This is a genomic window from Lachnospira eligens (genome assembly GCF_009680455.1).
GTDB lineage: Bacteria > Bacillota > Clostridia > Lachnospirales > Lachnospiraceae > Lachnospira > Lachnospira eligens_A.
Genome location: NZ_WKRD01000005.1, coordinates 266,946 through 278,867, shown reverse-complemented (window position 1 = coordinate 278,867; position 11,922 = coordinate 266,946). Strand labels below are relative to the sequence as shown.

12 protein-coding genes and 3 pseudogenes are annotated in these 11,922 nt (G+C 38.0%); 14 read left to right on the top strand and 1 reads right to left on the bottom strand.

Going from position 1 to position 11,922, the window contains the following annotated elements:
* Positions 1 to 106: 106 nt before the first annotated feature.
* From GKE48_RS08535 to GKE48_RS08475, 14 genes and pseudogenes are all read left to right on the top strand, one after another.
* Positions 107 to 448: pseudogene (locus tag GKE48_RS08535) on the top strand (ParA family protein); the annotation flags it as partial.
* Positions 438 to 1,562: pseudogene (locus GKE48_RS08530) on the top strand (hypothetical protein); the annotation flags it as partial. The pseudogenes GKE48_RS08535 and GKE48_RS08530, both read left to right, overlap by 11 nt.
* Before the next feature lie 59 nt (positions 1,563 to 1,621).
* Entirely contained in the window at positions 1,622 to 1,969 is a 348-nt protein-coding gene (locus GKE48_RS08525; protein WP_154300853.1) for a DUF6664 family protein, read from the top strand.
* A 151-nt stretch (positions 1,970 to 2,120) separates the two neighbouring features.
* A complete protein-coding gene (locus GKE48_RS08520; protein ID WP_154300852.1) occupies positions 2,121 to 3,059 on the top strand; it encodes a HEPN domain-containing protein in 939 nt (312 codons plus the stop codon).
* A 61-nt stretch (positions 3,060 to 3,120) separates the two neighbouring features.
* Positions 3,121 to 4,428, top strand: coding sequence for a hypothetical protein (locus tag GKE48_RS08515; protein WP_154300851.1), 1,308 nt, complete (start codon positions 3,121 to 3,123; stop codon positions 4,426 to 4,428).
* Between the two features lie 341 nt (positions 4,429 to 4,769).
* Positions 4,770 to 5,291 (top strand): DUF3991 domain-containing protein, encoded by a 522-nt coding sequence (locus GKE48_RS15105; protein WP_330583108.1) that lies wholly within the window; start codon positions 4,770 to 4,772, stop codon positions 5,289 to 5,291.
* Positions 5,275 to 5,364 (top strand): annotated as a pseudogene (locus GKE48_RS15100) (hypothetical protein); the annotation flags it as partial. The gene GKE48_RS15105 and the pseudogene GKE48_RS15100, both read left to right, overlap by 17 nt.
* A gap of 99 nt (positions 5,365 to 5,463) precedes the next feature.
* Positions 5,464 to 6,102 carry a hypothetical protein gene (locus tag GKE48_RS08505; protein WP_243138479.1) on the top strand — a complete coding sequence of 213 codons (639 nt, stop codon included), beginning with the start codon at positions 5,464 to 5,466 and terminating at the stop codon, positions 6,100 to 6,102.
* Positions 6,059 to 6,454, top strand: a complete 396-nt coding sequence (locus tag GKE48_RS08500) for a hypothetical protein (RefSeq protein WP_243138470.1) — start codon at positions 6,059 to 6,061, stop codon at positions 6,452 to 6,454. The genes GKE48_RS08505 and GKE48_RS08500 overlap by 44 nt, the downstream gene beginning before the upstream one ends.
* 301 nt (positions 6,455 to 6,755) lie before the next feature.
* On the top strand, positions 6,756 to 7,502 hold the full coding sequence (locus tag GKE48_RS08495; protein WP_119212327.1) for a FlxA-like family protein: 747 nt from the start codon (positions 6,756 to 6,758) through the stop codon (positions 7,500 to 7,502).
* Between the two features lie 12 nt (positions 7,503 to 7,514).
* Positions 7,515 to 8,213 (top strand): hypothetical protein, encoded by a 699-nt coding sequence (locus GKE48_RS08490; RefSeq protein ID WP_119212328.1) that lies wholly within the window; start codon positions 7,515 to 7,517, stop codon positions 8,211 to 8,213.
* Between the two features lie 35 nt (positions 8,214 to 8,248).
* Positions 8,249 to 8,848: a hypothetical protein gene (locus GKE48_RS08485; protein WP_187356173.1), complete on the top strand. Its 600-nt coding sequence runs from the start codon at positions 8,249 to 8,251 to the stop codon at positions 8,846 to 8,848.
* 51 nt (positions 8,849 to 8,899) lie between these two features.
* Positions 8,900 to 9,607: a LytR/AlgR family response regulator transcription factor gene (locus tag GKE48_RS08480; protein ID WP_119212329.1), complete on the top strand. Its 708-nt coding sequence runs from the start codon at positions 8,900 to 8,902 to the stop codon at positions 9,605 to 9,607.
* A gap of 3 nt (positions 9,608 to 9,610) precedes the next feature.
* Positions 9,611 to 10,993: a sensor histidine kinase gene (locus tag GKE48_RS08475; protein WP_154300850.1), complete on the top strand. Its 1,383-nt coding sequence runs from the start codon at positions 9,611 to 9,613 to the stop codon at positions 10,991 to 10,993.
* Positions 10,994 to 11,035: 42 nt separating this feature from the next.
* Here the strand turns inward: GKE48_RS08475 and GKE48_RS08470 are convergent, their stop codons facing one another.
* Positions 11,036 to 11,803 (bottom strand): ECF transporter S component, encoded by a 768-nt coding sequence (locus GKE48_RS08470; protein ID WP_154300849.1) that lies wholly within the window; start codon positions 11,801 to 11,803, stop codon positions 11,036 to 11,038.
* Between the last annotated feature and the right edge of the window lie 119 nt (positions 11,804 to 11,922).

The window sequence follows — 11,922 nt, the reverse complement described above, 5'->3', positions numbered from 1 at the left end:
TATTCTTATTGATTTTAAGAGTAGGCGGCTTTTTTGCGTTCTCTGGTACTGTTTACATAGCCACCTTGACAAAGTGGCTAAATCTATGTGAAAGGAGGACACATCTATGTTAAATTGCAAAGTGATTGCTCTGACTAACCAGAAAGGCGGTGTCGGAAAAACAACCACAGCGGTCAATCTGGGCGTAAGTCTGGTGCAGCAGGGTAAAAAAGTCCTGCTGATTGACGCTGATGCACAGGCAAATCTCACGATGGCTCTAGGTTATAACAGACCAGACGATATTCCCATAACGCTCTCTACTGTGATGCAGAATATCATAGACGATAAAACGCTTGATGTTTCACAGGGGATTATCCACCACAGAGAGGGCGTTGACCTGCTTCCGTCAAACATTGAGCTGTCGGGCTTTGAGGTAAGGCTAATCAATGCAATGAGCCGTGAGCGTGTCAAAGTCTGGAAATAAGCTGACAATCAGCTCCACTGTAGCTATCAGTGGTTCTGTCCGCATTACGGCAAAGAGAAACAATGTACCAACGGTCAGCAGCATTGCAAAGCTCATTGCCTATGTGCAGGACAGGCTCATAGCAATCCATAACCTTGATTGTCCGTGGCGTCCTTCCGACCTTGAACAAAGGCATGGACGTATTGAACGGCAGGGCAACATGTTCCCAGAGGTGGAGGTTTACCGCTATGTGACCGAGCAGACTTTTGATGCCTACCTCTATCAGTTGGTGGAGAGCAAACAGAAATTTATCAGCCAGATAATGACGAGCAAAAGCCCTGTCCGTTCTGCCGAAGATGTGGACGAGGTTGCCCTGTCCTTTGCGGAGGTTAAAATGCTTGCCACAGGCGATGCCCGTTTTAAGGAAAAGATGGATTTGGATATACAGGTTTCCAAGCTCCGAGTGTTAAAGCAGAGTTACCTTTCCGAGCATTACTACCTTGAGGACAGAGTGCTGAAATACTATCCCCAGACCATTAAGGAGTATGAGAAACGCATTGCGGGCTATGAAAATGATGCAGCTCTTGCCGAGCAGCACAAGCCGCAGGGTGAGGATAAGTTTTGCCCGATGACCCTAAAAGGCGTGACCTATACCGAAAAGGCAGCTGCAGGCGAAATGCTCCTTGCAATCTGCAAGGACTATCCGATGTCCGCAGCTACCGAAATCGGCAGCTATCGAGGTTTCCGAATAGAGATTTATTATGATACCGTCAACGCCCATTATTGTATGAACCTTTGTGGAAAGGCAAAGCATAAGGTGGATTTAGGCTCCGATGCTCTCGGAAATCTGACTTGAATTGAAAATGAGCTGTCAAAGCTCCCTGCCAGACTGGAAGCTGCCAAGACCAAAAAGGCGGAAACTATTGCACAGCTTGAAATCGCAAAGGAGGAAATCAAGAAGCCTTTTGCCTTTGAAGATGAGCTGAAAGAAAAAACAGAACGGCTGAACGCTCTTAACATTGAGCTGAATCTGAATGAAAAAGATACTTCCGTTATGGATACCGAGCCAGAGCAGGCAGAAGAACAGCCCGAAAGAAAATGTGCAAGTCGGGAGAGATAATGTGGTTTGCATATTTGTATTGCTGATTTCTGGGAAGTATAATAGGTGTAGATTAGTAAATGTCGGAGGTGAAAGGTGTGCTTGATAATTTCAGATTTGAAACCTTTGTTGATGTGAATAGCAACATCTTTGCTGAATATCTAAGCTCCGTTATCGCAAAGCTGCCCAAAGAAAATCCAGAATACCGTTCCACAGAGGAAAGGATAGAGGAACTCTACAAGGAGTATCCAAAAGTGATGGAGGCTCTGGATACGGAGAAACCGAGCGATTTATCCGAGCAGGAGTGTAAGGCTTTGATAGAAGTTTTGGAGCTTCGGAACAAACTCAGCGATATGCAGCAGGAAGCAATCTATTTCAGAGGGTGCTATGACAGCATTGGGTATCTCAAAAAGGCAGGAATTTTATAACCGAGAATGGGCAGCATTGGCGTTGAGCTGATGCCGCTTTTACATAAAATAAATAAAGGTATAGGGGCATGATATAGTTTGCCATAATAGCTTTTTTAATAATGGAATGGTATAATCAAAGTAGTAAATCAAAGTACGAGGGAGAAATATTATGGAGCAAGTTGCAAAATGTAAATCTTTAGTAGCTATTTTCAGAGATGATAAAAAAATGTTAGATGGTCCACATGCGGTTGGCTTTGATATAGAAAAAGACAAGGCTTTTCATATTGATGTAGAACAATGTGGAATCAGAAAAATTTCAATAACTTCAGATGTGGATGTTTCTGTATTTGATTTATATGCATTATTTTCACGCATTGAAAGATTGTTAATGCTGTTTGATGGGGCTTTTATTTCTTTATCAGAAATTCAATTATCTAAGTCTGATACTGTTGATGAAAAGATTTTACATTCATGTGAAGAACATTTTATGAAGGGGCGTTTATCTTATTTCATGTCTGCTGATTTTTGTAACTACAGTATAGAGAAAATGCTTGGATTTGACTCTATCATTACAGCGGATTTGTATTGTAAATGGGAAAATTTGCTTGATGAATTAGATGTGGTGCATCAAATGTATCTCTATTCTTTAAGTAATAGTGGAATGACGGTAGATATTAAGTGTGCATTTTTGATTGAATTAGCAGAGCCACTTGTTGAAATCGTAAAAAAGCATACTAATTTTTATGCTTCATTAACACCAGGGGCTCGTGGGACATCTCTTAAAAACTGTTTGGATGCATTGATTACGAAATATGGTGTAGATATTTTCGAAAGGGAATTGTCAAATGACTATGAAAAGTTTTTATCAGCGTTAGTCAATAGTAGAGTTCGAATAATGCATATTAAGCGTGAACAGAAGGGTGTGTATTTTAATGGGGCGGAATCGGTTTTATATGCTTTGAAAATGAGCTTATTATATCGAAGAATAATGTTTGAAGTATTAGGTATAGATGAAGTGAATTACAGAGATAACTTAAAAAAGTGCGTTTCAAGATTGGATAAATGGAATGATACTTTGGATAATTTTTTGATAAAGTTATCTAAATAAAGCTTGATGTGAGCCTTATAAGGACAATGTGAGATAAAATGATGAATGGAGAAAATAAACGATGAAATGTATTTATTGTAATTCAGAAGCAGAACTAACATCATCTGACATTATAACTTATGCAATTACAGGAGCAAAGCTAACCAAATCATTTGTTTGTAAAACACATAATGCATTTACAAATGATAATTATGAGAAAAAATTTGTAGCTGATTTGGATTTTTTCAGAAATCATTTAGGTCTTACGACTCGTGATGGAAAACCAATTCAGTATAAGGCAGATATATCAGTTGATGGAACAGAGCTACATAATGTAAAAATCAGTAATAGAGAGTCTTTGTATGCACCTAAAGATGTTGTTGCAGGAACTGATGATAATGGAAACAAAATTTTAATGGCTCCAATGGAAAGAATAGAGAAAATAAGCAAAGGGAAAGCATCAACAGTTGATATAAGTGATGTTATTGTGCATAAAACCATTGAAGCAGATAGTTTTTTGGGTTTTTATGCAATTCATAGTATGGCAAAAATGGCATACGAGTGGTATTGCTATGTTAATAACATAGAGGAATTTAAGGAAGAATACTGTGAAATAGTAGATTATATCTTAGGCAATAAAGACGGGGATTTTGTTGATGTCATAATTGATGGGAATTATTATTTTGTAATGGATAAATTATCTGAAATAGGAACAAATGCTTTTTTTCAGTATGATGATGTTGACGGATATAGGTATGTTGTGTTTGATTTCTGGAAGACGATTTCGTATAGAGTAAGAATTTGCAAATCTCCTAATGAGTGTTTTCACGATGTTCGTTCTTTGCTATTTGAACTATATTTGTATCATATAGACGGTAGCAAAACCCAGACAGCGTTTGGGGCTTTTTCTATTGACAGCAGTACAAAACCCAAATTCAACACAATTCAACCGCAAAATGTTACGATTGATATATGGAGGTCATTTGTAAAGCGAATAGAAAGAATAATGTCAACTATGGTTTTGTCGGTACATACTTTGAAAAGAGAAGTAGATGAACTTTCTTCTAAGTTGAAGAAGTATGATGCAGGAATAATAGATGTAGCTCGGCTGTTGGGATTTGAAGAAAATAACATTGTTACTACGATTGAAATAATTAGCCAGTTGCAATTAAATAAAGACAAATATGATGTGACGAAATCATTTAATCAAAATTTGCCTATAATCTTAAATTTAAATAGCGATACCATAGCAAGAACACAGGAAGATAAAATGGAATTTATAAAATCTTTAGTGGTAATGGATAAAGAAAATAAGTTGTCTGAATATATATGGAACGGAATACATGTATTTAATGAGATATATGAGAATGAAATGAAGTTGACAAAATAGAATGTTTTTACATAGCCGAGAGGTTTTCATTTAGCAAAAGCCCCTTGGCTTTTTCTATTTCTGGAGGTGATTTTATCCATTGAGAACTAACCGACCCTATGTGCAGATTGACCCTGATGTGCTTGAACGGGTACGCCAGATTGACCTGTTATCCTATCTGCGTGAGTTTGAGCCGAGCAATCTCGTTAAGGTCAAAGGCACAAGTAATGTGTACTGTACCGCAGAACACGACAGTTTAAAGATTTCCAACGGCAAATGGTATTGGTGGTCGAGGGGGGGGGGGCGGCTATTCTGCCCTCGATTATCTCATCAAGGTCAAGGAATATGACTTCGTAGAAGCAGTGGAAATTCTCATGGGGCAGGCGATGGCGGACTGGAAGCCGCCCCCTGCTCCCAAGAAAGATGAACCGAAAGTCCTGCTCCTGCCGCCAAAAAATAAGGATTGTAACAGAGTGATACAGTATCTTTTCTGGCGTGGTATTGACTATCAACTCATACAGGAGTGTATTTCAGACGGTACGCTCTATGAGAGTGCCGATTATCACAATGCTGTTTTTATCGGCAAAGACGAAAGCGGAACACCGAAATATGCCGCCCTGCGAAGCACTCTCGGCAGCACTTTCAAGCAGGACGCATCGGGCAGCGACAAGCGGTATTCGTTCCGACTTCTGGCAAGAGAGCCGACGGATACCGTGCATTTATTTGAAGCCGCCATTGATTTACTGTCCTATGCCACTTATCTGAAATGCGAGGGCAAGGACTACAAATCGGAAAGTCTGCTTTCTCTTTCGGGCGTGTATCAGCCAAAGAAAGAAAAGAAATATAGAAAGATTTCCGGAAGATTTTATGTTTCAACTATCTAATAGTGAAATTGATTCCGTGAGGTCACAAATTGTGACCTCACGGAAAAAGAATTTTTTTGCTGGTCAGGAAGGCGGACGCAGATATTTACCGTACGCATTTACAGAGCAAGGAATTTATATGCTTGCAACAGTTCTTCGTGGAAAATTAGCGGAACAACAGAGCATATTTATTATGCGTACTTTTAGGGAGATGCGTCACTATATTAGGCAGAATCAGCAGTTTGTTACTAGAAATGAAATGAATCTTTTAACAGCGAAGGTTGGAACGATAACGGAGAGGCAGAATCGAATGGAGAATAAGATGGATTCAATTCAAAAAGATGTGGCTATCTTAGCAGATAATTTTATTACTGATAAAGACAAGAAGAATTTTGTGATTTATAAAGGTCAGAAGTTCGAGGCTGATATTGCTTACATAGAAATCTATCAACAAGCAAAGAAATCAATCTATGTTGTGGATGATTATATGAATGCAAAGTCATTACAACATCTTTCTCAAAAGGCTGATGGTGTGGAGGCTGTTTTGTTCACAGAAAATGGAAAAGGTGGAAAAGGATTTCTTACAAAATCTTTAGTGACAGATTTTCAAAATCAATATCCATCGCTTCGAATCAAGCCTAATCCCGATTGTCATGACAGGTTAATTGTACTTGATTATGGTGAGAAGACAGAATTGGTTTATCACTGCGGAGCATCCAGTAAAGATGCAGGGAAGAAGCTATGTGCAATTAATCAGATTACAGAAACCGCAATTATTCATCCGGTAATTGATAGATTACTTTTGCTGCCAGATAAAGAAATATGTTGGTGAAATATATACTATTGTATCAACCGGTGATGTGGTTTATATTGGTTCAGACTTACCTAAAGAATATACTGGCTCAAAATATACAAATAGTATTAAAGGAACAAATGCTAAAGCAAAGGCAAATGCTGCAACAGGTATTCCTGAACTTATTGAAATTGCTGTGGGAAAGCATTTTAGAGAGAATAATGAAGATAAACATAGAAGAGATGGCAAAAATGGTTGGTATAGATATGATTCAAAATTTGCTCTTCCTGTATATGATGATAATGGTAAAGTGGAAAGGTATAATATATTTCATACCTCTGTGCTAATAAGGCATTCAAATGATGGAGGATGTATCTATATGATGTTATAGACATAAAAAAAGAAACGAGCAACTCTCTCGGCGATTAATCGCTTACCAGACAAAAACCCATTTCCTTTATGAAAGGATAATACTATAGCTGTTAATGAAAGTCAATATTAGAAAATAAAGATAAAATTGAAATATGGTGAAATAAAAGTGCTCTGCAACTGGCAAAAACCAGCAGCAGGGCATTTTGATTTTCTCAGTCGCTTCACAACGAAAAAAGGTCAATTCACAACATCTGAATATATAAGAAAAAGTATTATTCCGACATTTTTATAAAGAAAATATATCAAGGAGGATAATGACTATGACAGTTAATGGTGTCGGAAATGCAACGGATTGCAAAAGGTCGGACAGTATTGGTGGAAATATGCAGATGGATTCTATTAGCAGAAATTTAAAGAATCAGATTGCAAATGCACAGAAAAAATTACAGGAACTATCTTCTAATCAGGAACTTTCATTAGAAGAGAAGATGAAGAAAAGGCAGGAGATTCAGCAGGAAATCAGCAGCCTGACACAGCAGTTAAGACAGCATCAGATTGAACTTAGAAAACAACAGCAGAATAAGAGCAGTAATTCTGTTGATGAGCTGACTGGCGCTGATTATGATGATACAGAAAAAAATAAGGGCTCAAAGCGACAGGTGGGTGGAATATCACAGGGCAAAATGTCTGCTATGATTTCAGCAGATTCAGCAATGAAACAGGCACAGGTGCAGGGAAGTGTTGCCACACAGATAAATGGAAAAGCCGGAGTTCTTGAGTCAGAAATAGCAATGGACAAAGGAAGAGGCTCAAGTACTGAGAAGAAAGAACAGGAACTTGCTGATTTACAGGGAAAGGCACAGCAGGCAGCACAGGCACAGATGTCTTCACTTGCAGATGCAAAGGAATCAATCAGCAAAGCAGGAGAGTCTGATAATGAAACAGACAGGTCCGCAGACGGCAAAAAGACTGAACATGACAGTGAAAAAGTAAAAGAAGACGGCACACAGGACAGTAGTGAACCTGATAGCCAGAACATTTATAAAAAGATTGATATAAGATTATAGGGGGATAAATTTATGTCAGGAATTAATAGTTTTAGTGATTATTCAAGTAAATATAATAGTAATATTGATTATTCAGCGTTATTTGGAACAGCATCTAATTCATCAGTGGGAACAGCTAATTATTTATCAGATTATGCTTCAATCAGAAATGGAAGCTATAAGAAACTGATGAAGGCATATTATGCAAAGCAGGATACTGAAAAGTCAACTACAAAACAGGATACTGTACAGAAATCAACTCTTATGGGTTCAAGTGCGGATTCATTAAAGGTGGCAGCAGATAAGCTTAATGATTCGGAGCTTTTTGATAAAGATGATGACACAATTGTTAAAGCTGTTAAATCATTTATCGAAAGTTACAATGATGTTGTGAGTGAATCAGGAGAATCTAATAATAAATCTGTATTAAGAAATGCCGCATGGCTTACAGGAATGACTGGCAAAAATGCAAAACTGTTATCTAAGGCAGGCATTACAATCGCAAAAGGTAATAAGCTGGAATTAGATGAAGACACATTAAAAAAGGCTGATAAAAGCACATTAAAATCAATATTTAACGGGTACAATTCATTTGCAGGAAATGTATCAAGGAAGGCGTCAGCTATATCAAATGCTTCAAACGGAGCAGGAAGTTCATACACAAGTAAAGGTACATATTACTCAAAGACAGCAGCGTCAATCGCCTCAGGCAAGATTGATAAAGAAGTTTGATTGACATGTATGTATAGCCAGGAAGGAGATTTGACATGAATTATTCGTTAAGTTTATTAGGGAAAACGATGTTTGGCTTGCAAAATCAGGGAATGCTAAAGAGTACAAAAGACCGGTTGGACAGACAGGCACAGCGTGACGGTAAAATCGAATTCTATGAGAAACAGAAGCAGAATCTCAAGAATACAGAGGCACAGACTGTTGAAGAAATTGCCAAGAAGCTGGAAATGTTTCATTCTTATGAGGATGAGATTAAAGCTGCCAAGCAGGAATACAACAGCTCACAAATGCTTCATGTATTAGATGAGGCACAGGAGAGAGCAGAAAAGATTGCCAAGGCTGCAGAGAAGAACAAGCCAAAGACTCCGGAAGAGAGAAGAAAAGATGCGCTTGATGAGGCAGCAGGAAAAGATGAAGATAAGGGTGAACTGTCTGAGATTATGGATGATCTTAGTGAAAAGACTGACGAGTCTGCAGAAAAGATGGCAGAATCTGCTGAAAAGACAGCGGAGTCTGCTGATGAAATGTCTGACACAATTCAGGCAGGCGGGGATATCAATTCCGTTAAGCAGAGTTTGACAGATACTGATATAGAAAATGAGCAGAACTATAAACATTTTAATATGCTCATTTAATTACTTCAGGGTTATGCCGATATATTTAGAAATAGTTATGGGAGCAGGAAAATGATTGTAGGTATATGCGATGATGAGAGCAGAATTCGGGATATCCTTGAAAACAAAGTAAGAAGGTTAATGCCACAGGCAAGAATTGTTAAATTTTCAAGCTGTGACAACCTTCTTCTGTGTTCGATGCGTCTGGATATTTTACTCCTTGATATCCAGATGCCGGGCATGGACGGCATGCAGGCGGCAAGGCAGTTAAGAAAAAATGATTCTCAAGTCCAGATAATATTCGTGACTGGGGCAGAGGAATATGTTTATGACGCATTTGATGTAGATGCGCTTAATTATCTTGTAAAGCCGGTTGATGATGAAAAACTGGAAGCTGTGTTAAGAAAAGCGGAAGAAAGAATCCAGGAACTTCAAGCAGACAACGCCGGACGGGCAAGCATTACTGTTACCAATGGGAAAGTACATACAAGAGTGTACCTTGATGATATCGTATATGCTGAGGTATTTAACCGCAAAATCGTTATTCATACGACTACAGATGACATTGAATACTATGGCAAAATGTCTGAATTGCAGGATATGGCTGGAGAAAGCTTTTTCCGTCCCCACAGGGCATATCTTATCAATATGAAATATGTGGAACGATATGATTCTTCACACATTTATCTTGAAAAGGGACAGGTAACTATGGCAAAGCAGAATTACAAATGTTTTGTCGAAAGTTACATGAAATATTCGATGAGGGGAATCGGAGAGTAGATAATGAAAATAGATTTATTTTATGAAATAGTCTCACAGTGCATGATTAATGGTGTAAGGCTTGCAGCTGCATTTTTCCTGTACAGACTTTTAAGTGATTTTGTTAATAAAAAAAGAGCATTTGCATCGGCAGTACTGTATCTGGCAGTGCTTACGGTGCTTTATTATATTCCACAGATACTGCCTAATCTGGCTGCATATGTAATCGCAATGGCAGCGGTTTATATTGTTCTTATTGTGGGAGATTTTAAGAAAATAAGGCTGAAGGCATTTCTGTGCATAACATTTTTTGCATTAAGATGGCTTGCAGTAGGAAGCGTGTCACAGCTTATGATGCTGATTAACCAGATGACGACTACATTAATGAATAATATAGAGATATTTATGACAAACATTCCTGCAATAATTGCAATGTTTGTTGCAACAGAGATTCTTGAGGTAGTTCTGTGCATGCTTTTTATAGGATTTTCAGTAAAAATGTTTCTTAAAGTCTATAAAAATGCCTGTGAAGAACTGACTGTCAAAGAATTTATAATGCTTGTACTGCCGATGCTGGCGCAGGTTGTAGGCTATCAGAGCGTGATTAATTATTATGATTTATATGATAAGGCGATGAAGGCGGGAGTAATCGAACCGGTTTATGAGTTTAACTACACACTTCTTGCATTTTATCTGATATCATATGGTGCTATTCTTGTATTTCTTATGCTGTATCAGGAACTTAAGAAAATGCAGGAGAATAATAAGGAGCAGGAGATTCTTGAGGCACAGATTGGTAACCTTAAGAATCATATTGATACTGCAATGAAATCATATGCGGAAATAAGGGCTATGCGCCACGATATGGCTAATCATCTGATGGTGCTTAATGAACTTATTGAGAGTGGCAGAAATGAGGCTGCAGAGGAATATTCATCAAAGCTTAATGAAATGATTATTCAGACACAGTCTGATGTTAAGAGCGGTAATCCTGTAACTGATATTGTTATAGGAGAATATAAGGACAAATGTATCAAAACCGGAATAGATTTTACTTATGATTTTCATTATCCTGAAAAAGGTGTTGTTGACGCATTTGATATGAGCATAGTTTTATTTAATGCCTTGCAGAATGCCTGTGAAGCAGCACAGAAAACTCCGCATGGATATGTAAGCCTTAAGGCTTTTAGAAAAAAGAATGCCTATATTATAGAGATTACTAATTCATGTGCGGGCAGGATAACTGTTGAGCCGGGAAAACTTCCGGCAACGGATAAGGATAATGCACAGGCACATGGATATGGGCTTAAGAACATAAAACGTATTGCTGAAAAATATTACGGCGGAATAAATATTGAGCCGGCTGATGATACATTTAAACTGAATATAATGATGATGCTGGAATAAAAACCGCCGCCCTGCATGATGACAAAGCGGCGAAAAACATTTTTATAAATCTCTCAACATATTCAGCTTTTTCATAGCCGGTCTTAATGCAAGATATATGATTGAAGCAACTATAACGGCGATAACTGCATTAACAGATGTGGTTATCGCACCTATTTTAGCAAGTGTTTTGGCAAGGTCCTGAGGCACACCAAGAAGGTATGTCTTGTAGAAATATCCGACTACAGGGTCAGCAACAATATTGAATGCCATACCGCATATGCTTGATACAACAGTAGCAACAGTAACATATTTTGCAGAATGTTCTTTTGAAAGGTTGAAGAGCTTATGTGCTACAAAACCAACGATAAGACCGATACATAACTTAAGAATAAATGTCTTAGGAGCGCTTGTTACATAGGCTGTTGACAAATCACTTATTGTCATGCCGATTGCTCCGGAAAGACCACCCCATTCGCCACCGATAAGTAAAGCTGCAAGAACGCAGAATACATTACCAAAGTGGAACATGGTTCTTTCTGTTCCAACAGGAATGTCTATCTTTATAAATGTTGCACCAACATAGCAGAGTGCGGCACACAAAGCAGCCTGTGCAATAACCTTTGCGTCTACAGGCTTTCTCTCTTTCTTTGAAAATGTTCTGTATAATCCGGCAATAAGAATAACAATGCCAAGGATTGTTACAAGAAGTGAAAATGCGTATGCTTTATTACCTTTTACTATGTATGTGTTGACACATAACACAATACCGATAACAAGAATAATAGCACCAATTAATGTCTGGATTAAACCTGTTTTTTTGTCTTTCATAATTATCTTTTTCTCCTTTGATTCATATTTTCAGCAAAGAATAGTACAATTCAGGGCTTATTAAAAGTGCCAGTTTGATAATGTTTTATATGGTCAGATTATGTAAGGGATATGTTTAC

Coding starts and splice junctions, on each gene's coding strand:
- GKE48_RS08525 (WP_154300853.1), top strand. CDS start 1,622: ATGTCGGAGGTGAAAGGTGTGCTTGATAATTTCAGATTTGAAACCTTT.
- GKE48_RS08520 (WP_154300852.1), top strand. CDS start 2,121: ATGGAGCAAGTTGCAAAATGTAAATCTTTAGTAGCTATTTTCAGAGAT.
- GKE48_RS08515 (WP_154300851.1), top strand. CDS start 3,121: ATGAAATGTATTTATTGTAATTCAGAAGCAGAACTAACATCATCTGAC.
- GKE48_RS08505 (WP_243138479.1), top strand. CDS start 5,464: ATGCGTACTTTTAGGGAGATGCGTCACTATATTAGGCAGAATCAGCAG.
- GKE48_RS08495 (WP_119212327.1), top strand. CDS start 6,756: ATGACAGTTAATGGTGTCGGAAATGCAACGGATTGCAAAAGGTCGGAC.
- GKE48_RS08490 (WP_119212328.1), top strand. CDS start 7,515: ATGTCAGGAATTAATAGTTTTAGTGATTATTCAAGTAAATATAATAGT.
- GKE48_RS08485 (WP_187356173.1), top strand. CDS start 8,249: ATGAATTATTCGTTAAGTTTATTAGGGAAAACGATGTTTGGCTTGCAA.
- GKE48_RS08480 (WP_119212329.1), top strand. CDS start 8,900: ATGATTGTAGGTATATGCGATGATGAGAGCAGAATTCGGGATATCCTT.
- GKE48_RS08475 (WP_154300850.1), top strand. CDS start 9,611: ATGAAAATAGATTTATTTTATGAAATAGTCTCACAGTGCATGATTAAT.
- GKE48_RS08470 (WP_154300849.1), bottom strand. CDS start 11,803: ATGAAAGACAAAAAAACAGGTTTAATCCAGACATTAATTGGTGCTATT.